Origin of the sequence: Actinomycetospora rhizophila (genome assembly GCF_042657905.1) — a bacterium.
Classification (GTDB): Bacteria; Actinomycetota; Actinomycetes; order Mycobacteriales; family Pseudonocardiaceae; genus Actinomycetospora; species Actinomycetospora rhizophila.
On the sequence record NZ_JBHSKG010000008.1, the window covers coordinates 164,576 to 188,652 of the forward strand.

Genomic DNA, 24,077 nt, shown 5'->3' on the forward strand with positions numbered 1-24,077 from the left:
TCCGGCGTCAGCGGGCCGGGACGACCATCGCGGCGCAGGTGCGGTGACGCAGGAGTGCGGCGAGCTCCTCGTCCGACCACCCCGCGTCCGGGTCCGGCGCACCGACGACGAGCAGCTGGGACCGCTGTCCGAGGTGCCGCAGCCCGGCCAGGAGGTCGTCGCCGACCTCGAGCCGTCGCGCGCCGGCGCGCTGGGCGTGGGCGATCGCCGCGTGGCGACGGGCCGGGGGCGCGCCGATCGCCGCGACCAGCGCGACGCGTCGGCGGCGGGCCGCCTCGCCGGCGAGCTCGAGGGTCCGCCGGTCGTCGACGGTCCCGCGCAGGGCGGCGAGGACCGGGCGGGGGGAGGGCGTCGAGGCCCACGACCCCGTGCGCGACGGGGGCACGACGATCACCGGGCACCGGGCGTCGGTGAGCAGGCGGGCCACGGTGGCGTCGCCGTGCCGGTCGTCGACGTCCCGCCGTCGCCTCCCGCCGAGCACGACGCGGTCGGTGCTCCGCGACACCGCGGCGAGCGCCCGGCCCGGCGGTCCCTCGAGCTGGGCCACGGTGATCGCGGCGTCGGGGGCGACCGCCGCGGCGGCGCGCAGGGCCCGGCGCAGCCAGGCCCGGCCCCGGGCGCCGCCGTCGGGCTCGTCCGCCGGGAGCGTCCCCGGCGTGGCGTGCACGAGGTGCAGGGTGGCGCCGGTCGCGGCGGCCTCGCCGGCCGCCCAGCTGACCGCGGCCAGGACACCGAGCGAGCCGTCGACGCCGACCACGAACCGTTCCGGGCGGTACCTCGCTCCGGCCACGACGCCGTCGTCCGGCACCACCGCGGTCGCCCGATGGTCGAGCACGCCGCCTGCGACGTCCACGCCGACCTCCTCTCCGTCGGGTGGGTCAGGACCGCGAGGGGCGGTGCACGAGCCAGAGGAACCCCGCTCCCGAGAGGACGAAGAGCGCGGTCAGCGAGGGGATCCCGGCGACGACCATGATCAGGGTGAGCGCGCCCATCAGGACCGCGCCGCCCACGAGCAGGCGCTGCATCCACGCGGGGCGGGTCGTGCGCAGCCGGGCCTGCTGCGCGTCGAACACGCCGGCCCACTGCGGGTCGTCGGCCGCCAGCCGGCCCTCGATGTCGTCGAGCGCCCGGCGCTCCACGTCGTCCATGATCATCCTCATCCCTTCGGTGTCGCCTCGGGAGCGTGGAGTCCGTCGTAGGGCCTCGCGGCCAGGAGCGTGATCGAGATCGTCTGTCCGTCGGGGAGCCGGCAGGCGCGGGTGTCGCCTTCGCGCGCACCCAGCACCGCCCGCCCGACGGGTGAGGCCGGCGAGGAGACCTCGATCCCCGACGCGCTCGGGACGTTGCTCTCGGCGAGCAGGAACGTCTCCGTCTCCGGGGCGTCGTCGATGCGGACGGTGAGCACCATGCCGGGCTCGGCGATGCCGTCGTCCGCGGGCGCGACGCCGACGGCGGCGCCGAGCAGGAGCTCCTGGAGCTGCCGGATGCGGCGCTCCCGCCACTCGTGACGCGCCCAGGGGTCGTCGTCGAGGTCGTGCCGGGGGCGATCCGAGCGGTGGCTGAGCAGGAGCCGCTCGAGCTCGTTGCGGGCTTCCTGATGGCCCTGCGCGCTGAGCCAGGTCCGACCTGCCACCACGTGCACCTCCCCGAGGGTCCGACCGGTTCCACCGGTGCGCGAAGCTCCTCCCGCCGGCTCACTGTGCGCCGCCGCCCACGGGGAAGGGATGTCGCCGACGGACAATCGGCATCGGCGGCGTTGTCGTCTGCGCACAACCGGAGGCCGCCCGACACGGGCCACCGTCGGAGGCGTTCGACGGCGTCACGGGAGGTGGCCATGTCCGGGGTCGGTGGCGACATCACGCCGCGCAGTGCTGTGGTCGTCGGGGCGGGGGTCGTCGGCCTCTCGACGGCCTGGTTCCTGCAGGACCGGGGTGTCCAGGTGACGGTGGTCGACCGCGGCGAGGTCGGCAGCGGCGCCTCGTGGGGCAACGCGGGGTGGGTGGCGCCGGGGCTCTCCCTGCCGCTGACGTCGCCGCACGTGCTGGGGGAGGGTCTGCGGGGGCTGCTCGACCCCCGTGCCCCGTTGCGCCTCTCCCGGCGTCCGGACCCGCGCCTGTGGAGCTTCCTGCTGCGCTTCGCCGCCCACTGCACCACGAGGCACTGGCGTCGGGCACTCGAGGCGTCCCTGCCTCTCCTGGTGGAGGCCCTGCCCGCCTACGACACGCTGTCCGGTGCGGGCGTCGAGGTCGGCGCCCGCGAGTCCGCGATCGTCGCGGGGTTCACCGATCCCCGGGCCGCCGCCGGCTTCCGGCGGGAGCTCGCCCTCGTGGCGGCCGTCGGGGTGCCGGTGTCGTCCGCCGATCTCGACCGCGCGGAGCTGCACGCCGCGCGGCCCCAGCTCTCCGGGCGCATCGTCGCCGGGGTCCGTGTCGACGGGCAGCGGTTCCTCGATCCGGCGCGCCTCGTCGACCGGCTGGCCCAGGCCGTCGTGCGCCGCGGAGCCACCATCCGGTCCCGGATGGCCGTCTCGTCGCTCCGGTCCGACCGGGGCCGCGTCATCGCGTGCGCGGCCGAGGGTCCGCCCGTCGGCGCCGACGTCGCGGTGCTCGCGACCGGCGCCCACCTCGGTGACCTCGCCCGCCGGGGCGGTGTGCGCCTCCCCGTGCGCGCCGGGCGCGGCTACTCGTTCACCGTGCCGACCGACGCCCCGGTCCCCGGGCCGATCTACCTGCCGGGCGCGCGCGTCGCGTTGACGCCGCACGAGGGCGGCCTGCGCGTGGCGGGCACGATGGAGTTCCGGGCGGCCGACCGCCCGCCCGACGTCGCCCGGGCCGACGCCGTCGTCGCCTCGGTCCGCGACCTCCTCGCCGGCGTCCGCTGGGACGAGCGCAGCAGTCCCTGGGTCGGTGCGCGCCCCGTCACCCCCGACGCGCTCCCGCTCGTCGGCGCCACCGGCCGGCCCGGCGTCTACGTCGCGGGGGGCCACGGCATGTGGGGCGTGACCCTCGGGCCCGTGACGGGCCGCCTGCTGGCCGAACAGATCACCACCGGCAAGCAGCCGCCCGAGCTGGTCCCGTTCGACCCGCTGCGCTGACCCGCTACGTCCGGTCCTCGTCCGTCGCGGCGAGGGCGATGATCAGGGCCAGCCGCTGGTCGGGGTGGTCGATGGCGAGGGGGGTGGCCTCGTCCATCTTCCGCAGGCGGTACCGGACGGTGTTCGGGTGGACGTCGAGGGTCGCCGCGGCGGCCCCGATGTCCCCGTGGGCGGCGAGCCAGGCCCGCAGGGTCTCGACGTGGTGGGTCCCGTGGCGCCGGTCGTGCCGCCGGAGCTCGGCCACCGGACCGCGCTCGGGCATGCGGCCCGCGGCGGTGACCGCCCGCAGACGCCGGAGCACGATCCGGTCCCACGACTCGTCGTAGACCACCGGCGCGAGCTCGGGGTGCGCGGCGTGCAGCGCCAGGCACTCGTCCGCCTCGCGGCGGCTCGCCGGCAGCAGGGAGGCCTCGGCGGCACCCCCGATCCCGGCCACCAGCCCGACGTGGGCGGGGAGCCCGGCGCGGACCGAGGCCACCCACTCGCGGGCCACCCCGACCGTCTCGTCCCCGGCGGGGAGCAGCGTGTAGACGGTGTGGGCGAACAGCGCGCTGCGGCCCGGGCGGGACCAGCCGAAGCCGGTCGTCACGTGCTCGAAGGCCAGCAGGACCCCGGCGTGCTGCTCGTCCCGGACGTGCGCCTGCAGCGCCACGACGCGCAGCTCGCCGGGGGGCAGACCGAGCTGGCTGACCATCGCCGGGGCGTCCCCGCTGCCCTCGATCAGGCGCGTGACCAGGTCGGACTCCACCTGACGTTCCAGGTCGGCGCTGGCGCGCGAGCGCAGCAGGTGCAGCGCGGCGGTCCGGGCGCCGTCCTCGAGGACCCGGCGGCGCCCGGCGTCGAACGGGGACGCGGTCTCGACCCACAACGAGCCCAGGAGCTCCCGGCCCGCCCGCACGGCGATCACCATCCGGCCGCCGAAGCCGTGCGCCGCGGAGGGCTCGACGAACAGGGGCTCGTCGGAGGCGGCGAGGTGGCGGAACACCCCGCGCTCGGCGAACAGCTCCCGGACGCGGTCGGGCAGCCGCCGTCCCAGGATCGTCTGCGAGCGCACCGTGTCGACGACGTCGTCGGAGCTGGAGTAGGCCAGCACCCGGGAGAGCTGGTCCTCGATCACCACCGAGGAGTCGCGGAGCGCGGCGGCGAGGGTGTCGGCCAGCGCGAAGAGATCGGTGGGTCCCCGTCCCGACTCGGTCTCCCGGCCCTCGAGGACCAGGCCGTAGGCCAGGCCGGTGAGGTGGCTCCACGAGACCTCGGGGTCGGCCAGCACGACGGCGACGCCCGCGTGCTCGGCCGTCGCGGAGGTCGCGGGCTCGAGCGGCGCCGGGGCGCGGACGAGCACGGCGGACGCGCGCGCCTGCTCGGCCAGGTCGACCGCCTCGGCCGGCGAGTCGACGCCGACGGCCAGGAAGACGTCGCCGGTGGCGGGGCGCGGATCGGTCGGGTCGTGCACGACCAGGCTCCGCAGCATCACGTCCCGCGCGCGAGCTCCTCCGGCGAGCCGGGCGCCGCTGCCGGCCAGCACGTTCACCAGCCGGTCCAAGGTGATCATCGGTGATCCCCCCGACAACGTGGCCTCAGCAGATTGGCCGATCCTACAACCCACGGGGCGGCGTCTCGTCGCATCCTCGAGGTGCGCGGGGCAACCGGCCCCGTTGCGCGTGAGTGGGAGGAGTGCGGTGATGGGGAGCGTGGCGACCGGCCAGGACGTGCGGACGATGGCCACCGGCCACCTCGAGGACGAGGCCCGGCGGTTCACCCGGCGGACCCGGGCGGCGATGGCGGTGGAGGGCGTCCTCGCGCTGGCGCTCGGCGGCGTCGGCCTCGCCGCGCTGGTGGCCGGCGGGGCGGCGACGGCCACGGTGGCCGGCATCCGCCTGGGCCTGCCCCAGTTCGCGGTCCTCGCCGCGGTCGGGGCGGCGATCCTGCTGACCCTGCGCCACCCGGCGTGGCTGCGCCGCGTCGCGGTGTCGAAGGCCACCATGGCCGCGGCGATGTTCGCCGCCGGCGCCGTGTACTTCCCGCTCGGCGCCTGGGACATGAACCTGGCCGGGATCTTCCTGCCGGTGGTGATCGCGCTGGCCGGCTTCGTCCAGTTCGTGTTCCTCGGCAGCGCGAACTTCGTCAGCGAGCCCAGCGATGTCCCGTAGCGCCGACTGCCTCCTCGTGGGGTTCGACGGTTCCCCCGACGCCGCCACCGCGATCGCGGTGGGCGCACGGCTGGTGCCGGACCGGCCCGCGCGCGTGGCGCACATCTGGTCCGCGCCCGACGCCGGCTCGGTGATCCACCGTCGCCTGGCGCACCGGGCCTGGACCGGCGAGCACCTCGAGCGGCTCGCCCGTGACGAGGCCGCCGCGGCGGCGGGCGACGTGGCCGCCGACGGTGTGGCCCTCGCGCGCGCCGCCGGGTGGACCGCCGAGCCCTTCGTCCGCGGGGAGCACACCGACCAGGGACTCGACCTCGCGGCCCTGGCCGAGGAGCTGCACCCGGCGGCCGTCGTGGTGGGGTCGCGCGGGCTGGGCGGCGTGCGCGGCCTGCTCGGCAGCGTCTCGGAGGTCGTGGCGCGCCGCAGCCCGGTACCGGTGCTGGTCGTCCCTCCGCTGCTGGCCGACGAGCGGGCGGCGACGGCGTCGGGACCGGTCCTGGTGGCGCACGACGGCTCCGCCGCGGCCGACCACGCCGACGCGGTCGCCGCCGACCTGTTCTCCGGTCGTGTCCTCGTGCCGGTGCACGTCGAGTCCCCCACGGGCGCCGAGGCGCAGGCGCCGGGTGTCCCCGCCGACGCCCTGCGGCTCCGGGCCGAGGGGTTCGGCCCCGCGGCGGTGGCGGCCGCTCTCGCGCGCGAGGCGGCCGCGCAGCGCGCCGGGGTGATCGTGGTCGGGTCGCGCCGGCGCTCGCTCCTGCGCGAGGTGGTGCTCGGGAGCAACGCCCGGGCGGTGCTGCAGCACGGTCACCGGCCCGTCCTGGTCGTGCCGCCCGCCCCCGCGTGAGGAGGAGGCCCCGCGGGGCGGGCGGATGGGGGAGCATCGGTCGGGCCCCGCGCACGGGGGTCCGGGAAGGGTGGTGGATCGCGATGGTCGACCCTGGCAGCACGGCGGCGGACGGCACGCTGATGCCGGCGGCGTTCCTCGGGCACGGGAACCCGATGAACGCCCTGGCGGTCAACCGCTACACCACGGCCTGGCGGGGGCTGGGCGCCGCGGTGCCGCGTCCGCGCGCGATCCTGGTGATCAGCGCGCACTGGTACATCAACGCCACCGCCGTCACCGTCATGCCACGACCGCGCACCATCCACGACTTCTACGGCTTCCCGGCCGAGCTCTTCGACGTGCAGTACCCGGCACCGGGACTGCCCGAGCTCGCCGACGAGGTCAGCGAGATCGTCCACCCGACGTGGGTCGGGGCCGACGTGGACAGCTGGGGCATCGACCACGGCACCTGGTCGGTGCTCCTGCACGCGTTCCCCGACGCCTCGATCCCGGTCGTGCAGCTGAGCATCAACGCCGACAAGCCCTTCGACTACCACCTCGAGCTGGGCGCGAAGCTCGCCCCGCTGCGCCGGCGCGGCGTGCTGGTGATCGGCAGCGGCAACGTGGTCCACAACCTCGGGGCGATGGACTGGGCGCTCGCCGACGACGGGTACGACTGGGCGCAGCGGTTCAGCGACGACTCGCGCGAGCGCATGCTCACCGAGCCCGCCGAGTTCGCCACCCTCGACGCCCACGCCGACTTCCGGTCCGCGGTCCCGACGCCGGACCACTTCATCCCGGCCCTCTACTTCGCCGGACTGGCCGGGGCGAGCGCCGACCCGGCGATGGACGTCCTCGTCGACGGGTACGCCTACGGGTCGCTGTCGATGACCGCCTACACCCTCGACGCGTCCTGCCCCGACACTTCCGGCGGGGACGCCATGCCCCGACCGCCGGCGGACCTCCCGCCCGACGCGTCGAACATCTGAGGTCAGGTGGCGCCGGCCTTGGTCAGCACGTCGTTGACCTGGTACGTCGGCGCCTCGGTCGCGTTGCCCTGCACGAGGATGGTGAGGTCGCTCGTGGTGTGGACGGTCGCGCCGCCCGCCGTGCCCTGCAGCGCCTGGGCGCCGGCCGTGACCGCGTCCTGGTCGGCGTAGCGGCTCACGGTCACCCGGGTCACGGCCGTCGGCGCGCAGGTGTCGACGCCGTCGCCGCCCACGCCCTCGGCCGAGGACTCGCCCTGGTCGTTGGTGCCGACGTCGAAGGTCTGCGTCTCGAGCGCCTGGGTCCCCGGCGGGTTCGGGGCGGAGCGGGACGAGCACACGACCAGGCCGGCGTCGAGGAGCGTCGTGTCGACGTCGCCGGCGGACTGCGGCCCGCCCGGCTCCTGCGAGGAGCACCCCGCGAGGACGAGGATCGTCAGGAGCGCCACCCCGACGGTGATGGCGGCGCGCCCGTACCGCGTGACCTGCGTCGATGTCGTCGACAACACCGGAGCATCGTCACAGTGCCCGGGACGTCGCGAAAGATCCCGAGTGGGTCACGTGCGCTCCGACGCTCCACGGTCCCCGGCGCCCTCGTCCAGGCTGTCGATGAGGGCGGCGAGGGTCTGCCAGTTGGCGCGGTTCGCGGCGGCGGCACCGTCGGCGTCCCCGGCCTCGCAGAGCGCGATGATCTGCTCGTGCTGCGCCACCGAGTCGCGGCCGCTCAGCGAGGAGAAGCGCAGTCGCTCCAGGCGGCGCAGCACGGGCGTGTAGCGCTCGAGGACCTCGCGGAGGGCCTCGTTGGCGCTGGCCGTCACCAGGACGCCGTGGAAGTCGTCGTCGGCGGCCGTGGCGGCGTCGGCGTCCTGGCGGTGCAGGGCGTCGGCGAAGCGCCCGTTGGCCGCCCGCATCGCGTCGAGCTCGGCGGTCGAGAGGTCGGGCAGCGCCTCCCGGGTCGCGAGCTCGTGCATGACGGCCGTGACCGACTGGGCGTTGCGCGCGGCGCGGACGTCGAGCGGGCTGACCATCGTGTACCGGCCGGGTCTCGTCTGCACCAGGCCGGCCTGCTCCAGCCGGGCCAGGGCCTCGCGCACCGGCGTGCGGCTCACGCCCAGCCACTCGACGAGGTCGCCGTCGTTGAGGCGCTCACCGGGGGCCAGCGTCCCGTCGACGATGGCGTCGCGGATCGCCCGGTAGGCGTCCTCCCGCAGGAGCGACCTGGCGACGAGTCCGCGACCCCCGGGTACCGGCATGCAGCACACCGCATCCCGTGGGACCGCCCCTGTCAACGCGACACCCTTGACCGGTCTCGTGCAGAGTGCGATATTTCGCATACCGCAGCTCGCTCCGGACGGCCCGGAAGCCGTCCCGACACGGAAGAGGCACCTCATGACCGCATCGACGCCCGGCGCTCCCACCGTGGTCCTGGTCCACGGAGCGTTCGCCGACTCCTCCAGCTGGAACGGCGTGATCCGGGACCTGCAGGGAGCCGGCCACCGCGTCGTCGCCGTCGCCAACCCGCTGCGCGGCCTGCACGCCGACGCCGAGTACCTCCGCGGCGTCCTGGACAGCCTCGACGGCCCGATCGTGCTGGCCGGGCACTCCTACGGCGGGTCGGTGATGAGCGAGGCCGCCGACGGCCACCCGGACGTCCGGGCGCTGGTGTACGTCGCGAGCTTCATCCTGGAGGAGGGCGAGAGCACCTCGCAGCTGGCCGGGCGTTTCCCCGGGGCCCAGCTCGGTGCCGCCCTCGACACCGTGCCGGTCCCGCTCCCCGGCGGGGGCACCGCCACCGACCTCTCCATCCGGCAGGAGGAGTTCCGGAAGGTGTTCGCCGCCGACGTTCCGGAGGACGTGACGGACCTGATGGCGGCCACCCAGCGTCCGATCACCTCGGCCGCGCTGGACGAGCCGGCCACGAGGGCCGCCTGGCGGACGATCCCGTCCTGGAACCTCGTGACCACCGACGACCTCGCCATCCCGGCCGCCGCCATGCGGTTCATGGGGGAGCGGGCGGGGGCACACACGGTGGAGGTGACGGCCTCCCACGCCGTCACGGTCTCCCGGCCCGACGCCGTCGCGGCCCTCATCGACGAGGCGGCGCGGGCGACGGCCGGCTGATCACCGCCCGGACCGCTCCGGCGACGCGCGATCTCCGGTGTCCTGCCCGGCCCGGTCGGAGCGGTCGGAGCGGTCGGCGCGGTCGTCCCGGGACCGGTCGGCCGTCGACTCCTCGCGTTCCGACGCACGGCGCCGCGGCTCGGCGTCCTCGTCGCGTCGGTCGTCCGACCGCGGGGCAGCGTCAGACATGCGGCGGTCGGACCTGTCCTCCGACGCCGACCTGTCCTCCGACGCCGACCTGTCGTCCGACACCGACCTGTCCTCCGACACCGACCTGTCCTCCGGCACCGACCTGTCCTCCGACGCCGCGCGGTCCGATCCGTCGTCCGACCCGTCGTGCGACGACGTGTCGCGATCGACCGCCCGGGCGGGCGCCGCGGCGTCCCAGGTGCCCTCGTCCCGGGTGCCCTCGTCCCGGGACGGCGTCCCCGATGTCCGCGGGGACGACGTGCCCGACGGCCGCTCCGCCGTCCGGCGCTCCGTCGACGAGGTGCGCGGGGCGGCGTCGCCCCGGTCGGGGTCCGCCGCGGCGCGGCCGTGCTCGAGCTGGAGCGTGCGGAACCGCACGGCGCTGGCCTGCGCGAGCAGCCGGTCCCGGTGCAGGCCGACCTTGAGGTAGCTCTGCTGTCCCGGGTAGAGCGTGCCGGCGGGCGGGCGGTCGTCCACGACGAGGCGGCCGTCGCGCCAGACGCTGACGTGGGCCTTGTCGGGGTTCGCGGAGAAGTCCACCCGCAGGCGCAGGTCGGTCCACTCGCCGATCGGCGCCGGTCCGAGCGCGTGGGTGACGGTGCGCGGGCCTGACGGATGACCCTCGCCGCCGTGCAGCACGAGCTCGCCGTCACGCACGCGGAGGTCGAGCGGCGCGGCGCCCGGACCGTCGTTCTCCCACCGCGCGATCACCTGGCGCGTGGTGGTGCCGGGGGCGAACTCGCCGTCGAGCCGCACCGAGAAGGTCAGGTCGTGGTGGTCGCCCTCCTGCGCGGCGGGCAGGTCGGGCTCGAGCTCGCTGCGCTGGCCGCGGCCCGTCACGACGACCGCGACCTCGTCCCCGTCCACCTGCGGGGGCACGGCGCCCACCGTGTTCCACGGCGTCCGGCGGAAGGCCTCCGGACCGGCCCGCCACATCTCCGGCGCGGGCGCGGGCGCGAGCGCCGGGACCGCGACCGCCTGGGGCGGCGTCGGGGGGCTCGGCGGCGGGACGGGCGCCGCCGCCGGCCCGTCGCCCTGCGCACCGGGCGTACCCCCGGGACGGGCCTGCGGCGAGGGCGGCGCGTCGTCGGGCGACCAGGGTCCCGCCGTGGCGGCGACCGCGATCCCGCCCGCGAGGGCGCCGACGGCCACGACGGAGACCGCGCGGTTGCGGGTCACGCTCGCGGGGCGGCGGTGGGACCGGCTCCCGTCCGCGGGCAGCTCCGGGCGCGCGCCGGCGCCCGTGTCACGGTGACGTCCCACTCCTGTGGCGTTGCCGCACCACCGGCGGGAAAACGCCCTACCGGCGAGCTTGGTGCCGACGTCCCAGCGGATTGCGACAGCTGCGCCGCGGCGCCGGTTCTCCTCGCCACGGCGGGCGTCGACCGGGTCCGGCGGCCTCCTCGCTCTTCTACAGTGGGCGACCACGTGGCCGACCACGCCACCGCTCGTGCCGGACGTCGGAGGTGGTGCCGTGAAGCCGTTCGTGGTCAACCGTCATGGTCGTCTCGTCTTCCCCGCCAACTTCTTCGGCGAGCTGGACTTCACCGTCCTCGACACCCTCGAGCAGTTCACCGCGGTCATCGAGCGCGACTTCGAGGCCAAGGCCCCCACGGGGACCGACATCCTCCACCGGGTGGAGAGCGGCTCCTACCCGAGCCGGTTCGAGCTGCTGCGCGACCTCGGCCAGAACCTGTTCTGGGTCAACCGCTACTCGATGACGATGTTCGACAAGCGTCCGATGCGGTGGCGGGACGTCCCCCGGCACCGGCACGACGTGTTCCTCCCGGTGCTCACCCCGTGGGAGGACCGCGAGCGCAAGGTCGCCGCCGTCGAGCGCGCCTACCACGAGCTGGCGCCGCGCTGGGCCGGCGACACCGAGGACCGGGTCTTCGCCCTGCTCTTCGACGTGTTCCGCCACAAGCTGCACCACGCCACCGAGCTTCCCGCGATCAAGCCGACGGTCGCCGAGTTCGCCGCGCAGCCGGACGCGCTCACGTTCGTGATGCCCGACCACGACCCCGATCACCACCGCTTCACGATGGACGAGATCCTCGACGCCGACGAGGAGGTGCCCGAGCTCGAGGCCCTCACGCGCTGGGCGATGGTGCTGCACAACCTCTATCCGTGGGACGGCTCGCGGACCACGCTGCGCCCGGTCGCCGACATCGGCCCCGACGACTTCGTCGTCACCTTCCACCCGCGCGACCGCGACGTGATGGCGTTCATCGAGCGGGTCAAACAGGCCCGCGACACCGGGCCCGCCGCGCCGTCGCCGAGGACGCCGGTGGAGCCGGTGTCGCCGCGGACGCCCTACCCGCCGGTGCGGGTGCGCGAGGCCTTCGCGGTGCGGCCGGCGGTGGAGGCCCTGGCCGTGGTGCGCGGCGAGCACGTGTGCGACAACGTCGACGTCATCCGCAACACCAGCTTCTCGTGGTCGCCGATGAGCGCCGAGGAGATCGCCCGCAAGACGGGCATCCGGCAGCGGCGTTACTCGGCGCGCGATCCGCACGAGCTCGCGCTCGACGCGGCCCGGGCGGCGCTCGCCAAGTCCGGCCGCGCGCCGGAGGACATCGGGGCGGTGCTGGTGAGCACCTGCACGAGCAACCGCCAGATCCCCTCCATCGCCACGTGGGTGTCCGGCGAGCTGGGGCTCGCGCAGACCCACACGTCGATGGACATGGTGGCCGCCTGCGCCGGGCTGCCCTACGGGCTCGCCGAGGCCGTCCGCCAGATCCAGGAGGTCCGGCGCCCGGTGCTGCTGGTGTGCGTCGAGAAGTTCTCCGACAAGATCGGGAGCGCCCGCACGTCGCGCATGATCTTCGGCGACGGTGCGGCCGCGCTGGTCGTGGCCCCGGCCGCGGACGGTGCCCCGGTCGACGTCGAGGTGCTGCAGACCTACGCCAGCGGGCCGGCGTCGGAGGTCAACTCGATCATCTGGCCGAATCCGGAGTTCGACAACGACATCACCGTGTACGGCCCCGAGGTCAAGTCGCTGGTCCAGCGCTACCTGGGCCAGATGCTCGGCGAGCTCTCCGAGCAGACCGACCCCGACGACCCCGGCCGCAGCCTGCTGGAGAGCATCGAGCTCATCGTCCCCCACCAGGCGAACAAGACGATGATCCTCGACCTGGCCGCGAAGGCCGGGCTCGCGGAGGACCAGCTCTACTTCAACATCGAGTCGATGGGCAACGTGTCGGCGGCGAGCATCCCCATCGCCATCCACGACGCCGTGCGCGACGGCGCGATCGACCGCCCCGTGCGGATCTTCGCGCCCGGCTTCGGCGCCGGCGCCGTGGGCGGCTACGCGGTCATGCGCGTCGACCCCGCGATCGTGGCCGACGAGGTGGTCCTCGAGCCCGTCGAGATCGAGCACGCCGCTCCGGCGCAGCGGGCCCGGACCACGACCGACGACGTGCGGGTGGCCTTCGGCGAGTAGGGCCCGGGCCACCCGACCCGCGGCACTGCGTGCTCCCGGCACAGCCGCACGGCGACGCCGCCCGCGATCAGGACGTGTCGACGACCTGGAAGGCCTCGACGTAGCGCACCCCGTCGGCCGCCAGGTGGGCGAACCGCTCCCCGTTGCGCGCGAGCAGGCCCGGGATCAGGGTCTCGAGGTCGTCGCGGTGGGCGGTCTGGGAGCGGTGGGCGCGCAGGGCGGCGAGCTTGGCGTCGAGGGTCGGCCCGACGTCGACGACGTGGTTGACCCGCTCCGGCGGGCAACCGGCCAGCCAGGTCTCGGGCACCGCCCAGGCCTCGAGGCCCTCGTCGGCGAGCAGCTCCGGGTGCGCGAACGGGTTCCGCGCGTCGGGGTACACCGCGGCCAGGGCGGCCTCGCCGGTCGCCCGGTGGTCGGGGTGGGAGACCGCGATGCGCTCCCAGAAGACCTCGGGCGACTGGGTGAGCACCCGCTGCGGGCGCACCCGGCGCACCACCCGGCTGATGTCGCGGCGCAGCGCGAGGGTCGGCGCCACCTCGCCGTCCGGGTGGCGCAGGAACGTCAGGTCGGTGACGCCGAGCGCGGCGGCGGCAGCGCGCTGCTCGGCCTCGCGCAGGCCCGCCATCTCGCTGCGCGGGGTGTCGTCGAAGCCGCCCGCGTCCCCGGAGGTCACCAGGCAGTACGCCACGGCGACGCCCGCGGCGGTCCAGGAGGCGACGGTGCCGGCGGCCGCGAAGTCCACGTCGTCGGGGTGCGCCACCACCACGAGCGCGCGGGTGACGTCGGAGCGCACCGGCGCGGTCCCGACCGTCGACGGGCCGCTCACTCGGCGGCGGGGGCGAGGCGGGCGAGGACGTCGGCGGGTGGCACGACGTAGTACGCCCCGGTCAGCGCGCTGGTGTAGCGGGTCAGGGCGTCGCGCGGCCCGTCGATCCCGGCCATCGCGTCGAGCATCGCGGCCAGCGGCCCCTGCTGCGCGCAGAAGCCGACGAACATCGTGCCGTGCGCGGCGGTGTCGCCCCAGGCGGTGTTGCGCCGGAAGATGTGCCCGTAGGTGTCCTGGTCGGTGCGGGCCGCGTGCGCGTCGTCGGGCTTCGGGTCGAGCTCGACGCTGTCGGGCTTGGTCCGGCCGATGACATCCTCCTGGACCGAGCGCTCCAGCGCGTACCAGGTGGAGCTGTCGTGCACCCACTTCTGCAGCAGCAGCACCGAGCCGCCCGCGCCCGGCTCGCCCTCGGGGATGGTGACGACCCCGACGGCCTCGGCCGCGGGCGGGTTCTCGGTGCCGTCCTCGAAGCCGGTGAGGTCGCGGTCGTGGTGGTGCGACCAGGCGACGGTCTCGTCGGCGAGCCCCGCGACCCCGGCGAGCGCCGCCACCGCGTGCGTGGTGGCGTCGAAGACGATCGACCGGCCGCCGCCGGTCGCCCACAGCACGAGGTCGTGCTGGGTGGCGGGCATGGTGAACCCGTCGGGACCGACGACCGGGGCGTCGTAGCCGTGCGCATCGGGCGCCTCGTCGGGCTGGACAGCGGCCCACAGCTCGGGGCGCAGCCCGGCCACGAGACCCGTCGCCCCGGTCGTCTTCACGGTGGCGGTGAGCTCGGCCACGGCCTCGACGAGGGCCCGGTCGGTGGTGCCGGGCAGGCGGTCGAACTCCAGGTAGGCGTGCGAGGAGGTGCCGAGGGCGAGGATGCCGGACTGCGCGACGGCCACGAGCTGCTCCGTTCCGACGGCCGATGATCGGTCGCCACGGTCGTGATCGTGGCAGCCGCCGCGGCCGTCGTCACCCCGGTGCCCGCGGTGATCAGCCCTGGCGCCGCAGACCCTCCAGCGCCGCGCGGCGCGCGCCCTCGATCGGCACCGTCGCCTCGGTCTCCCGGTCGACGAACGCGTGCACGAAGTGGCCGGTGAAGAACAGCTCCCCGTCACCGCGGTACATGCCCACCTCGAAGCGCACGCTCGTGTTGCCGAGCTCGCCGACGCGCAGGCCGACCGCGACGACGTCCGGGAACCCGGCCTGGGCCCGGTACTCGCAGTGCACCTGCATCACGAGGCCGACGGTGGTGCCGCCGTGCGGGTCGAGGCAGCCGTTCTCGATCAGCCAGCGGTTGACGGCCGTGTCCATGATCGCGTGGTGCACCACGTTGTTGAGGTGCCCGTACTGGTCGTTGTCGTTCCACCGGGTGGTGACGTCCTGCCAGTGCACGTAGTCGTCGGTCACCGGGGCATGGTCGGCGTCGCGGCGCGGGCGCAAACCCCGCGCGTGCCGTGTCGCCGCCGCCGTTTCACCGGCGCGGCGCACCGGGAAGTCGCGGCCGTGACGAGCGCGGAGGACGACGTCGGGCACGGGACGACCGCGGGGGAGGCCCGCCCGCGGGTCGTGGTGGTCGGCGGGGGGTTCGCCGGCTACCACGCCGTCCGGTCGCTGGCCCGGAGCCTGGGCGAGCGCGCGGACGTCGTCCTGGTCAGCCCCACCAACTACTTCCTCTACCTGCCGCTGCTGCCCGAGGTGTCGAGCGGCGTCCTGGAGCCCCGGCGCATCTCGGTGTCCCTCGCCGCGACCCTGCCGCGGTCGGTGACCCACGCCCAGGGCGAGGTCGACGACGTCGACCTCGCGGGGCGGCGGGTGCGCTGGATGGACCCGGAGGGTCGCCACCACACCACCGGCTACGACCGGCTCGTGCTGGCCGTCGGCAGCGTCCACAAGCTCATGCCGATCCCCGGGCTCAGCCGGTACGCGCACGGCTTCCGCGGCATCCCCGAGGCCCTCTACCTGCGGGACCACCTCATCCGGCAGATCGATCTCGCCGCCGGGTCGGACGACCCGGACGAGCGCCGCGCCCGCTGCACCTTCGTGGTGGTCGGGGCGGGGTACACCGGCACCGAGGTGGCCGCCCAGGGGCAGCTGTTCACCCGCGACCTCGCCCGGATGCGGGGTCTGGGGGAGGACGCGGTCCGCTGGCTGCTCGTCACCCGCGGCGAGGTCCTCGCCGGTCTCGACCGCCACCTCGCCCGCACCGCGGAGAGGGTGCTGCGCGAGCGCGGGGTCGAGGTCCGCACGGGGGAGACCGTCGCGGAGACGACCGCCGACGGCGTCCGGCTGCACAGCGGGGAGCACGTGCCGACCCGGACGATCGTGTGGTGCGTCGGCGTCCGTCCCGACCCGCTCATCGAGGGCCTGGGGCTCGAGCTCGCCGAGGGCCGGCTCGTCGTCGAGCAGGACCTCACCGTGCCCGGCCACCCCGAGGTGTTCGCCTGCGGTGACGCCGCCGCGGTCCCCGACGCCCACCGGCCGGGGCAGTACACCGCGATGACCGCCCAGCACGCCGAACGCCAGGGCCGGCTGGCCGGACGCAACGTCGCGGCGTCGCTCGGTCGCGGCCGGCGGCGTCGCTACCGGCACCGCGACCTCGGGTTCGTCGTCGACCTCGGCGGCACCGACGCCGCCGCCAACCCCCTGCACCTGCGCCTCGCGGGCCTGCCGGCCAAGGTCGTCGCCCGCGGGTACCACCTGCTCTCGATGCCCGGCAACCGCCTGCGCACGGCCGCCGACTGGCTCCTCGACGCGGTCCTGCCGCGCCAGTCGACCCAGCTCGGCCTCGTGCGCTCGGCCTCCGTGCCGCTCGACACCTCCTCGCCCGAGGTGCCCCACCACCCGCAGATGCCGTTCCCGCCCGAGCGTTCGAGCGGCACCGGCGGCTGAGCGAGGCGTGGCTCCCCGCCGGCGCCGCGGCCGTCCTGGCCGCGGCGCCGGGCGGGGTCAGGAGACGGTGATCTCCGCGCGGCGGCTCGCGGCGGGGTCGGGGCGGGGCTCGGTGTCCGACGCCCCGCGGGTCTGCACCCGGGCGCGGTCCACGCCGTCGCCTGCCAGCTGGTCGGCGACCGTGGTGGCGCGCTGGTCGGAGAGCTGCTGCGGGTCGGGCGTCGTCGCGCCGCCCAGGGGCGCGGAGTAGCCGGTGACCTGCACCCGGGCGGCGGGCACCGCGGCGAGCTCCTCCGCGACGCGGCCGAGGCTCTCGGCGCCGGCGTCGGTCAGCTCGGCGCTGTTCGCCCGGAACGTGATCGGCGTGGCGGCCACGATCTGGTCGATGCGGCTCTGCAGCGCGGCCGGGTCGCCCGGCGCCCCCGGCGCCGCGGTGGACCCGTCACCGCCGGTACCGCCCCCGGTGGCGCCGGGCGCGGTGCCGGGTGCGCTGCCGGGAGCGTTGCCGCCGTCACCGCCGGGCGCCGCGCCGGCCGGCGGGGCACCGGGGGCGCCGGGCGCGGCGCCCGCCGGAGGAGCACCGGGGGCGGCGGGCGCGGCGGCGCCCGCCGGAGGAGCGGGAGGAGCGCCGGTGGTGCTCCCCGACCCGCAGCGTCCGGTGAGGAACAGGATCGCGATCACGATGGCGATGGCGAGCAGGGCCAGGAGCAGCCAGGCCCACACGGGCCGGCGGCGTCGCGTGGGGGTGGCCGTGGCCGTGGCACCGGAGCGCTGGGGAGAACTCATCAGGGAGGGCCTTTCGACGACACGAGGGACGGTGGGCCCTGGTGTCTGGAGCCCGTCACCGACGAGGAGGCCGGGCTGCCCCCGAGGGTGCCGGCCCGAAACGCTGCCGAAGGCCCGCTCCCCGCGGGAACGGGCCTTCGGCGCGTGTGCGGCAGCCGGCGATCAGTCGCCGGGCCATTCGCCGCTCCAGCGCCGGAACGCCAGGGCGCCGCCGCAGGATCTTCGCGCTGGTGCTGGCCGGGGCCTGGAGCCGCCAGGGCTTTCCGGTCTCCGCGCCGCGCTGACGCGTCAGGAGCCCGCCTCGCCCGCGAACTCCTCGAGCCCCACGACGCGCAGCAGGTCGAGACGGTCGCGGGTCGCGGCGTCGGCCGGCGTCAGCACGACCATGCGCTGCCCCTGGTCGGGGGTCACGAGCGTCTCGCAGTCCATCACCAGCTCGCCGACGCGCGGGTGCACCAGCGTCTTGCGGTCCGCGCGCCGCACCGCGACCTCGTGCTCGGACCAGCGCCGCCGGAAGTCGGGGCTCGCGGCGCGCAGCCGCTCGACCATCGCGGCCACCGCGGGGTCGCCGGAGCGTCGTCCGACGGCCGCCCGCAGGTCGGCGACGAGCTCCCGGGAGTGCCGCTCGACCTCCTCGGGCACGTGCGAGGCGCGCACGGCGGGCTCGGTGAACCAGCGGACCACGAGGTGGCGCCGGTCGCCGGCGAAACCGGTGTGGTCGCCGGCCAGGAGCAGCGAGAGCCGGTTCTGGGCGAGGACCTCGCCGAGGTCCGAGATCACCATGGCCGGCGTGTCGAGCAGGTCCAGCATGCGCACCAGCCCGGCCCGGGCGAGGCGCGCCGTCCCGTCGGACGGCGGCGCGGGCTGGCCGGCGAGGTGGAACAGGTGCGTGCGCTCGTCCTCGGACAGGCGCAGCGCGCGGGCCAGCGCGGCGAGCAGCTGCGTCGAGGGCCGGCTCCCGCGGCCCTGCTCGAGCCGGACGACGTAGTCGGTCGACATCCCGGCGAGCATCGCGACCTCCTCCCGGCGCAGCCCCGCGGTGCGCCGGCGCGGCCCGTCGGCGAGACCGACCTCGGCCGGGCGGATCGACCGACGGCGCCGGCGCAAGAAGTCGGCGAGCTCGTCGCGCTGCATGTCTCGACGATCCCGCGCGCGCGGCGGGTGATCCAGGGAGCGCCGCTCCCACGATGAACGCTCCTCTCCGGGGGCCGCCGGCCCGGGCGCACGGTGGAAGCAGTGATCACCGAGCACGAGGAGGACGCCATGCAGACGCGACAGCTGGGGACCACCGGACCGCGGGTCTCCGCGCTGGGCCTGGGCGCGATGGGGATGTCCGGCGGGGCCTACGGGGAGACCGACCGCGCGGAGGCGATCACGACGGTGCACGCGGCGCTCGACGCCGGCGTCACGCTGATCGACACCGGCGATTTCTACGCCATGGGCCACAACGAGATGCTGCTCGGCGAGGCCCTGCGCGGCCGGGACCGCGACAGCTACACGCTGAGCGTCAAGTTCGGGGCGCTGCGGGGGCCGGGCCACGTCTTCAGCGGGCAGGACAACCGCCCCGCGGCGGTCAAGAACTTCCTGGCCTACTCCCTGGAACGCCTCGGCACCGACCACGTCGACGTGTACCGCCCGGCCCGGCTCGACCCCGCGGTGCCCATCGAGGACACCGTCGGCGCGATCACGGAGATGATCGACGCCGGGTACGTCCGCCACGTCGGTCTCTCGGAGGTCGACGCGGCGACGATCCGCCGCGCGCACGCCGTGCACCCGATCAGCGACCTGCAGATCGAGTACTCGCTGCTGTCCCGTGCGGTGGAGGCGGAGGTCCTGCCGACGCTGCGCGAGCTCGGCATCGGCCTGACCGCGTACGGCGTCCTGGGCCGCGGGCTCATCTCCGGCCACTGGACGGCCGGCCACACCGCCCCCGGCGACCTCCGCAGCGCCACCCCGCGCTTCGCCGACGGCAACGTCGAGCACAACCTCGCGCTCGTCGAGGCGCTGCGCGAGGTCGCCGAGGCGAAGGGCTGCACCGTCGCCCAGCTGGCGATCGCCTGGGTGGCCGCCCGGGGCGTCGACATCGTGCCGCTGGTCGGTGCCCGCACGCGGCAACGGCTGGACGAGGCGCTGCCCGCGGCGGAGCTGACGCTCGGCGCCGACGACCTCGCCCGCATCGAGGCGGCGGTCCCGGCCGGTTCGGCGCGCGGGGACCGCTATCCCGCCGCGTTCATGGCGAGCCTCGGGGTCGGCAACTAGGCCCCGTCAGGACGACGGCCGCGCCACCAGCCCGGCGATCTCGGCGACGCCGGCCGGGTCGATCGCGTGCCCGCCGCCGTGGGGGACCTCGGTGACGTCGGCGCCGCGGTCGCGCAGCTGGGCGACGAGCCGGCGGGTGTGGTCGGCGGTGGCCATCGGGTCGCGGCGCCCGTTGGCCACGATCACGGCCTTCCCGCTCAGGTCGGCGTCGGGCGGGTCGGCGAAGGGCACCATGGCCGCGAACAGCACCGCGCCGGCGAGGGCCTCGGGGCGGCGCAGCAGCATCGCGGACGCGATGTTGGCGCCGTTGGAGAAGCCGACGGCCCACCAGGAGCCCGGGGCGACGCCGTGGTGCTCGCCGGCGGTGGCGACGAAGCCGGCGAGCTCGTCGACCCGGGCGCGCAGGTCGTCCTCGTCGAACACGCCCTCGCGCAGCCGGCGGAAGAACCGCGGCATGCCGTTCTCCAGCACGCTGCCCCGCGGCGAGAGCAGCGCGGCGTCGGGGTCGAGGGCCCGGCCCAGGGGCAGCAGGTCGTGCTCGTCGGCGCCGGTGCCGTGCAGGAGCAGGAGCGGGCGCGCCGTCGAGCCCGGCCGCCACACGTGCGGGCGGCCGAGACCGGTGGCGTCGGTGGGCGTGCTCACGCGGTCCCCTCGACGGTGCGGCCGTCGACCTGCAGCGGCGGCAGCGAGCGCTGGATCTGCTCGCGGTCGGGCTCGAGCCACGGTGGGAGCTTGAGGTGGCGGCCGAGCTCGAGCAGCGGCTCGTCGACGTCGAACCCGGGCCGGTCGGTCGCGATCTCGAAGAGCACGCCGCCGGGCTCGCGGAAGTAGATCGAGGTGAAGTACTGCCGGTCCAGGATCGGGGTGACCTTCAGCCCGGCCTCGACGAGCTGCTGGCGCCACCGCTCCTGGGTGTCGCCGTCGGGCGCCCGGAACGCGATGTGGTGCACGGTGCCGCCCGCCTGCAGGCCGCGCTGCCCGTCGGTGCTGGCGGCGACGTCGACGACCGCGCCCGCCTGCTCGCGGCCCATGTCGAAGCGTGCGCGCTCGCCGCCGCCCTCGGCGTTCATGCCCAGCAGATCGGTGAGCATCGCGGCGGTGGGGTCGAGCTGCGCCTCGGTGAGCGTGACCGAGTGCAGGCCGCGCACCGCGTGCTCGGCCGGGATCGCGGCCACGCCGTCCCAGCCGGAGCGGGTGTCGCCGGGGGAGGCGACGAGGTCGATGACCAGCCCGTCCGGGTCGCGGAAGGTCAGCACCTCCTCGGCCTGCCCCGCGGTCTCGCGGTCTCGCGGGGGCGCGACGAGCTCGGCGCCGTGCGCGGTGAGGTGGCCCTGCCACCAGCCCAGCGACCCGGGCGGGATGCTGAACGCCGTGGCGGTCGTCAGGCCGGCGCCCTGCCGGCCCGGGGCGACGCCGCGCCACGGGAAGAACGTCAGGATGCTCGCGGGTCGGCCGGCGTCGTCGCCGTAGTAGAGGTGGTACGTGCCGGGGTCGTCGAAGTTGACCGTCGTCTTCACCAGCCGCAGCCCGAGCACGCCGGTGTAGAAGTCGACGTTGCGCTGCGGGTCGCCGGCGATGGCGGTGACGTGGTGCAGGCCGTGCGGGGCGATGTCGGTCATGGTTCCTCCGGGACTCGCACCAGTGGATGACGTGTCACCGAACCTAGCAGCGATGGTTGACGTGTCAACTGGCGGTCACGATCGAGGGTCGTCGCCACCCCGCGCGGGCTCCGGGGCCCGGTCGGCGTCGCCCGGGTCCTCCCGCTCGCCGGTCGGTGCCCCGGTGTCGGGACGCCGCCGATCGGGCGGGAGCCGTGGCCTCCGTCGCGCACCACGCCGGTCGAAAGGGTCACGCATCAGGCCTTCCCCGGCCACCCTGCCTCCTACCCCGCGGACCGTCTGGTCCTGCGCGTCCGACGATCACCCGTCGGCGATTCTTGATCGCGAGGGCGTCGAGGGCTGTCACCCGCGTGACAGGGGTGACTCTCCGCCGTCGTCGTCGTCGGACCGGGGCCGGTCAGGCGGGGACGGCCGCGGGCGCCGCGGTGATCGCCCGGCGGGCGGCGACGAGGGTGACCGCGGCCAGCAGGGCGAACACCGGCACGGCGGCGACGCCGAGGGCCGCGAGCACGGCGGGCTGGTCGGCGAGGTAGGCCACGCCGCGCAGGGCCAGGTTGAGGGCGTGGAACGCGACGCCGGCCAGGGTGCTGACGGTGTAGATGCGCAGCAGGCGGGGGTGCTCGCGCCAGTCGGCGGGCCCGCCGACGAGGCGGTTGAAGAGCACCCCGGCCACCGGACGGCGCACGAGCACCGAGCCGAGGAAGACCGCGCCCATCACGGCGGGGATGAGGGTGGGGAGCAGGAAGAAGGCGCGGGCCTCGCCGGAGAAGGCGGCGATCGCGGCGCAGACACCGGCGACGGCGAGCCCGACCAGCGCGCCCCGCAGCGACTCGCGCCGGGCGAGCCGCACCCCGAACACCACCGGGGCGGCCACGGCGAGGGCGACGAACGCCCAGCTCAGGCCGCCGATGGCGTCGGCGACGACGAACGCCACGGCGGGGACGGCGGCCACGAGGATCCCCGTCACGCCACCGGAGCGCGCGAGGCTGCCGCGCAGGGCCCCGGACAGCGTCGTCGCCTCGTCCACGACAGGACGGTCGGGGACGCGGTCGGCGGTGGCGGGGTCGTTCGTCATGGGCGCTCCTCCGGTCGGGGGGTGACTGCCGTCGACCTTCGCCCGCCGCCGACCGGACAACCACGGCCTGCTGATCCCCGGCTGAGCGCGCCACCCCACCGGCACGGTGCGCCTCTCGCGATCGAGGCTCGCCAGAACGATCTCCCCGGGGAGCCGTCAGCGCCGAGGTCAGATCTCCTGGCCGTTGCGTTCGATGCGCCCCGACGGCCAGTCGGTGGCGGGCCGCTGGACCGGCAGGAGCATGCCGTTGCGGCGGTGGTCCTCGAGGTCCTGGTCGACGCGGATCGAGCGCATCGGGTGCTCGAGCAAGGGGGTCCAGCCGCTGCGCTCGTAGAAGGCGCGAACGTCGGGGTCGCAGGTGAGGAACCCGAACGGGAGGCCGAGCCGGTCGAGGGTGCCGGCGACCGAGCTCATCAGGGCCGCGCCGAGGCCCTGGCCCTGACGCCCGGGGTGCACCGCGACGAGGCCGACGTCGCCGACGAGGACCGACGCGTCGTGGTCGGGGGCGCGCAGGAAGCGGCGGATCAGCCCGGCGTGGGCCACGACCTCGCCGTCCTGGTGGCCGAGGACCCGGAGCTCGGGGCGCGCCCCCGCCCAGCTGTGGCCGCGCGGGAACGCGCCGGCCGACGTGGCGTAGCTGCGGGCGAGCAGGGCGGCGATCGCGTCGTGGTCGCGGGGCTCGAGGGCGGTCTCCCACCGGCACGACCACGTCACGGGTGCCCGCACGGACCGGTCGGCGCGGGGGAGCAGTGCGGTCCTCATCGTCGGCCTCCTGCTGCGGTCACGCCGGGACCGGGGCACGGTCGGTGCCGCCGGTCGTGTCGGGAGCGAGCTGCCAGTGCTGCCGGGGCCCGAAGGCGGCGGTCAGGCTGAACCTGTCGCCGCGCACCACGGTCTGGCGCCACTCGACGGGGACGCCGCCCTGGTGCCCGACCCGCTCGATCCGGAAGACGGGGTCACCGGTGCCGACGCCGAGCAGGCGCGCCCGGACGGGGTCGGCCAGGGCGACCCGGATGCGCTCGTGGCCGCTGTCCACGCGCAGCCCGGTGTGCCGGGCGAGCTCGTCGTAGAGCGCGGTGTGGCTCAGGTCGGCACCCAGCAGGCCGCCGGCGGCGGCGAAGGGGAGCCAGGCGCGGTCCCACGCCAGGGGCTCGTCGTCGGCGTAGCGCAGCCGCTCGAGGTGCAGCAGGGGCGTGGACTCCTCGAGCCCGAGCCGGGTGGCGACGACGCCGTCGACGGTGCGCTCGAGGGCGCGGACCACGCTGGTCTGGGTGCGACCGGTGCTCTCGACGGCCTCGAAGAGCGTGGAGGGGGCGCCCACCGGTTGTGTGATCTCGGGTCGGGCGTAGCGGTCGGCCACCCGGGGCGGCCGCCCGCGCTCGGCGGTCACCATGCCGGCGGCCCGCAGCTGGGCGAGGGCCTGCCGGACGGTGTTGCGGCTGACGGCGTACTCGTCGACCAGGGCCAGCTCACCGGGGAACGTCTGCTCGAACTCCCCGCGGTGGATGCGGTCGCGCAGGTCGTCCTGCAGCTGCGACCACAGGGGTACGGCACCCGCCCGGTCCAACCTCGACGCCACCCGCGGCTCCCTCCACCGGCTCCTCGCGATTGACCCTACATTTCATCGCGCCATGGGGGTCATCTCGTCGGCGAGGAGTGGGCGGGTGAACGCCGGCGTCGGACGCGAGGGACGACGTCGCCGGCCCCCTCTCCGGCGACGTCGCCTCCTCGGACACGGATCAGGGCCCCCGACGCACCAGGCTCGCTCCTGAACCGTACCCAGCGGTACGCTTCCGGTGAAGGCCCGACCCGCTCGTCGGCTATCCGGTGCGCTCC

The 24,077-nt window shown here is 75.8% G+C and carries 25 protein-coding genes; 8 read left to right on the forward strand and 17 right to left on the reverse strand.

Features of this window, described 5'->3' with window-relative positions:
• Positions 1-7: 7 nt before the first annotated feature.
• Genes ACFPK1_RS16890 through ACFPK1_RS16900 form a run of 3 tightly spaced genes read right to left on the reverse strand, consistent with a single transcriptional unit; the run spans position 8 to position 1,633 of the window.
• Positions 8-853 carry a universal stress protein gene (locus ACFPK1_RS16890; RefSeq protein WP_378022098.1) on the reverse strand — a complete coding sequence of 282 codons (846 nt, stop codon included), beginning with the start codon at positions 851-853 and terminating at the stop codon, positions 8-10.
• A 25-nt stretch (positions 854-878) separates the two neighbouring features.
• Entirely contained in the window at positions 879-1,148 is a 270-nt protein-coding gene (locus ACFPK1_RS16895; protein ID WP_378022099.1) for a DUF3040 domain-containing protein, read from the reverse strand.
• An 8-nt stretch (positions 1,149-1,156) separates the two neighbouring features.
• Positions 1,157-1,633, reverse strand: a complete 477-nt coding sequence (locus ACFPK1_RS16900; protein ID WP_378022100.1) for a GreA/GreB family elongation factor — start codon at positions 1,631-1,633, stop codon at positions 1,157-1,159.
• 201 nt (positions 1,634-1,834) lie between these two features.
• Here ACFPK1_RS16900 and ACFPK1_RS16905 point away from each other — a divergent pair, with 201 nt between their 5' ends.
• Complete coding sequence (locus ACFPK1_RS16905) at positions 1,835-3,094, forward strand: NAD(P)/FAD-dependent oxidoreductase (protein WP_378022101.1); 1,260 nt, start codon at positions 1,835-1,837, stop codon at positions 3,092-3,094.
• A gap of 4 nt (positions 3,095-3,098) precedes the next feature.
• On the opposite strand, the gene ACFPK1_RS16910 is transcribed toward ACFPK1_RS16905, so the two are convergent.
• The gene (locus ACFPK1_RS16910) at positions 3,099-4,646 is read right to left on the reverse strand and encodes a PucR family transcriptional regulator (RefSeq protein WP_378022102.1); all 1,548 of its coding nucleotides are present in this window, start codon (positions 4,644-4,646) and stop codon (positions 3,099-3,101) included.
• 130 nt (positions 4,647-4,776) lie between these two features.
• Here ACFPK1_RS16910 and ACFPK1_RS16915 point away from each other — a divergent pair, with 130 nt between their 5' ends.
• The 3 genes from ACFPK1_RS16915 to ygiD all read left to right on the forward strand — a co-directional run bounded on the left by ACFPK1_RS16915 (position 4,777) and on the right by ygiD (position 7,053).
• Positions 4,777-5,244 carry a hypothetical protein gene (locus tag ACFPK1_RS16915; RefSeq protein WP_378022103.1) on the forward strand — a complete coding sequence of 156 codons (468 nt, stop codon included), beginning with the start codon at positions 4,777-4,779 and terminating at the stop codon, positions 5,242-5,244.
• Positions 5,234-6,085 carry a universal stress protein gene (locus ACFPK1_RS16920; protein ID WP_378022104.1) on the forward strand — a complete coding sequence of 284 codons (852 nt, stop codon included), beginning with the start codon at positions 5,234-5,236 and terminating at the stop codon, positions 6,083-6,085. The genes ACFPK1_RS16915 and ACFPK1_RS16920 overlap by 11 nt, the downstream gene beginning before the upstream one ends.
• An 83-nt stretch (positions 6,086-6,168) precedes the next feature.
• A complete protein-coding gene (gene ygiD, locus ACFPK1_RS16925; RefSeq protein ID WP_378022105.1) occupies positions 6,169-7,053 on the forward strand; it encodes a 4,5-DOPA-extradiol-dioxygenase in 885 nt (294 codons plus the stop codon).
• A 2-nt stretch (positions 7,054-7,055) separates the two neighbouring features.
• Here the strand turns inward: ygiD and ACFPK1_RS16930 are convergent, their stop codons facing one another.
• Both ACFPK1_RS16930 and ACFPK1_RS16935 read right to left on the reverse strand, forming a co-directional pair.
• On the reverse strand, positions 7,056-7,559 hold the full coding sequence (locus ACFPK1_RS16930) for a hypothetical protein (RefSeq protein WP_378022106.1): 504 nt from the start codon (positions 7,557-7,559) through the stop codon (positions 7,056-7,058).
• A gap of 48 nt (positions 7,560-7,607) precedes the next feature.
• A complete protein-coding gene (locus tag ACFPK1_RS16935) occupies positions 7,608-8,303 on the reverse strand; it encodes a GntR family transcriptional regulator (protein ID WP_378022107.1) in 696 nt (231 codons plus the stop codon).
• A gap of 136 nt (positions 8,304-8,439) precedes the next feature.
• On the opposite strand from ACFPK1_RS16935, the gene ACFPK1_RS16940 reads away from it, so the two are divergent.
• Positions 8,440-9,171: an alpha/beta fold hydrolase gene (locus ACFPK1_RS16940; protein WP_378022108.1), complete on the forward strand. Its 732-nt coding sequence runs from the start codon at positions 8,440-8,442 to the stop codon at positions 9,169-9,171.
• Here the strand turns inward: ACFPK1_RS16940 and ACFPK1_RS16945 are convergent, their stop codons facing one another.
• On the reverse strand, positions 9,172-10,539 hold the full coding sequence (locus ACFPK1_RS16945; RefSeq protein ID WP_378022109.1) for a heparin lyase I family protein: 1,368 nt from the start codon (positions 10,537-10,539) through the stop codon (positions 9,172-9,174). It abuts the gene before it with no gap.
• 295 nt (positions 10,540-10,834) lie between these two features.
• Here ACFPK1_RS16945 and ACFPK1_RS16950 point away from each other — a divergent pair, with 295 nt between their 5' ends.
• Positions 10,835-12,799, forward strand: a complete 1,965-nt coding sequence (locus tag ACFPK1_RS16950; protein WP_378022110.1) for a 3-oxoacyl-[acyl-carrier-protein] synthase III C-terminal domain-containing protein — start codon at positions 10,835-10,837, stop codon at positions 12,797-12,799.
• A gap of 67 nt (positions 12,800-12,866) precedes the next feature.
• Here ACFPK1_RS16950 and ACFPK1_RS16955 read toward each other — a convergent pair whose 3' ends face one another.
• The 3 genes from ACFPK1_RS16955 to ACFPK1_RS16965 all read right to left on the reverse strand — a co-directional run bounded on the left by ACFPK1_RS16955 (position 12,867) and on the right by ACFPK1_RS16965 (position 15,020).
• Positions 12,867-13,592: a PIG-L deacetylase family protein gene (locus ACFPK1_RS16955; protein ID WP_378022111.1), complete on the reverse strand. Its 726-nt coding sequence runs from the start codon at positions 13,590-13,592 to the stop codon at positions 12,867-12,869.
• Between the two features lie 29 nt (positions 13,593-13,621).
• Positions 13,622-14,512: a Dyp-type peroxidase gene (locus ACFPK1_RS16960; protein ID WP_378022112.1), complete on the reverse strand. Its 891-nt coding sequence runs from the start codon at positions 14,510-14,512 to the stop codon at positions 13,622-13,624.
• Between the two features lie 91 nt (positions 14,513-14,603).
• Complete coding sequence (locus tag ACFPK1_RS16965) at positions 14,604-15,020, reverse strand: acyl-CoA thioesterase (protein ID WP_378022113.1); 417 nt, start codon at positions 15,018-15,020, stop codon at positions 14,604-14,606.
• A gap of 96 nt (positions 15,021-15,116) precedes the next feature.
• On the opposite strand from ACFPK1_RS16965, the gene ACFPK1_RS16970 reads away from it, so the two are divergent.
• Positions 15,117-16,502 carry an NAD(P)/FAD-dependent oxidoreductase gene (locus tag ACFPK1_RS16970; RefSeq protein WP_378022114.1) on the forward strand — a complete coding sequence of 462 codons (1,386 nt, stop codon included), beginning with the start codon at positions 15,117-15,119 and terminating at the stop codon, positions 16,500-16,502.
• 57 nt (positions 16,503-16,559) lie between these two features.
• Here ACFPK1_RS16970 and ACFPK1_RS16975 read toward each other — a convergent pair whose 3' ends face one another.
• Positions 16,560-17,288 (reverse strand): OmpA family protein, encoded by a 729-nt coding sequence (locus ACFPK1_RS16975; protein WP_378022115.1) that lies wholly within the window; start codon positions 17,286-17,288, stop codon positions 16,560-16,562.
• Positions 17,289-17,576: 288 nt separating this feature from the next.
• Positions 17,577-18,422, reverse strand: a complete 846-nt coding sequence (locus tag ACFPK1_RS16980; protein WP_378022116.1) for a helix-turn-helix transcriptional regulator — start codon at positions 18,420-18,422, stop codon at positions 17,577-17,579.
• A 129-nt stretch (positions 18,423-18,551) separates the two neighbouring features.
• Between ACFPK1_RS16980 and ACFPK1_RS16985 the strand changes: the two genes are divergently transcribed.
• Complete coding sequence (locus ACFPK1_RS16985) at positions 18,552-19,547, forward strand: aldo/keto reductase (protein WP_378022117.1); 996 nt, start codon at positions 18,552-18,554, stop codon at positions 19,545-19,547.
• Between the two features lie 6 nt (positions 19,548-19,553).
• On the opposite strand, the gene ACFPK1_RS16990 is transcribed toward ACFPK1_RS16985, so the two are convergent.
• From ACFPK1_RS16990 to ACFPK1_RS17010, 5 genes are all read right to left on the reverse strand, one after another.
• Positions 19,554-20,189, reverse strand: coding sequence for an alpha/beta hydrolase (locus ACFPK1_RS16990; RefSeq protein ID WP_378022118.1), 636 nt, complete (start codon positions 20,187-20,189; stop codon positions 19,554-19,556).
• Positions 20,186-21,166: a ring-cleaving dioxygenase gene (locus ACFPK1_RS16995; protein ID WP_378022119.1), complete on the reverse strand. Its 981-nt coding sequence runs from the start codon at positions 21,164-21,166 to the stop codon at positions 20,186-20,188. Before ACFPK1_RS16995 ends, ACFPK1_RS16990 begins: the two co-directional genes overlap by 4 nt.
• Positions 21,167-21,563: 397 nt before the next feature.
• The gene (locus ACFPK1_RS17000; RefSeq protein ID WP_378022120.1) at positions 21,564-22,241 is read right to left on the reverse strand and encodes a DUF3159 domain-containing protein; all 678 of its coding nucleotides are present in this window, start codon (positions 22,239-22,241) and stop codon (positions 21,564-21,566) included.
• A 168-nt stretch (positions 22,242-22,409) separates the two neighbouring features.
• Positions 22,410-23,003 carry a GNAT family N-acetyltransferase gene (locus tag ACFPK1_RS17005; protein ID WP_378022121.1) on the reverse strand — a complete coding sequence of 198 codons (594 nt, stop codon included), beginning with the start codon at positions 23,001-23,003 and terminating at the stop codon, positions 22,410-22,412.
• 19 nt (positions 23,004-23,022) lie between these two features.
• Positions 23,023-23,820, reverse strand: a complete 798-nt coding sequence (locus tag ACFPK1_RS17010; protein WP_378022122.1) for a GntR family transcriptional regulator — start codon at positions 23,818-23,820, stop codon at positions 23,023-23,025.
• Between the last annotated feature and the right edge of the window lie 257 nt (positions 23,821-24,077).

What these genes read in the sequence shown, in the direction of transcription:
- ACFPK1_RS16895 (WP_378022099.1), bottom strand. Translation starts at nt 1,148, where the DNA reads ATGGACGACGTGGAGCGCCGGGCGCTCGACGACATCGAGGGCCGGCTG.
- ACFPK1_RS16905 (WP_378022101.1), top strand. Translation starts at nt 1,835, where the DNA reads ATGTCCGGGGTCGGTGGCGACATCACGCCGCGCAGTGCTGTGGTCGTC.
- ACFPK1_RS16910 (WP_378022102.1), bottom strand. Translation starts at nt 4,646, where the DNA reads ATGATCACCTTGGACCGGCTGGTGAACGTGCTGGCCGGCAGCGGCGCC.
- ACFPK1_RS16915 (WP_378022103.1), top strand. Translation starts at nt 4,777, where the DNA reads ATGGGGAGCGTGGCGACCGGCCAGGACGTGCGGACGATGGCCACCGGC.
- ACFPK1_RS16920 (WP_378022104.1), top strand. Translation starts at nt 5,234, where the DNA reads ATGTCCCGTAGCGCCGACTGCCTCCTCGTGGGGTTCGACGGTTCCCCC.
- ygiD (WP_378022105.1), top strand. Translation starts at nt 6,169, where the DNA reads ATGGTCGACCCTGGCAGCACGGCGGCGGACGGCACGCTGATGCCGGCG.
- ACFPK1_RS16935 (WP_378022107.1), bottom strand. Translation starts at nt 8,303, where the DNA reads ATGCCGGTACCCGGGGGTCGCGGACTCGTCGCCAGGTCGCTCCTGCGG.
- ACFPK1_RS16940 (WP_378022108.1), top strand. Translation starts at nt 8,440, where the DNA reads ATGACCGCATCGACGCCCGGCGCTCCCACCGTGGTCCTGGTCCACGGA.
- ACFPK1_RS16975 (WP_378022115.1), bottom strand. Translation starts at nt 17,288, where the DNA reads ATGAGTTCTCCCCAGCGCTCCGGTGCCACGGCCACGGCCACCCCCACG.
- ACFPK1_RS16980 (WP_378022116.1), bottom strand. Translation starts at nt 18,422, where the DNA reads ATGCAGCGCGACGAGCTCGCCGACTTCTTGCGCCGGCGCCGTCGGTCG.
- ACFPK1_RS16985 (WP_378022117.1), top strand. Translation starts at nt 18,552, where the DNA reads ATGCAGACGCGACAGCTGGGGACCACCGGACCGCGGGTCTCCGCGCTG.
- ACFPK1_RS16995 (WP_378022119.1), bottom strand. Translation starts at nt 21,166, where the DNA reads ATGACCGACATCGCCCCGCACGGCCTGCACCACGTCACCGCCATCGCC.
- ACFPK1_RS17000 (WP_378022120.1), bottom strand. Translation starts at nt 22,241, where the DNA reads ATGACGAACGACCCCGCCACCGCCGACCGCGTCCCCGACCGTCCTGTC.
- ACFPK1_RS17005 (WP_378022121.1), bottom strand. Translation starts at nt 23,003, where the DNA reads ATGAGGACCGCACTGCTCCCCCGCGCCGACCGGTCCGTGCGGGCACCC.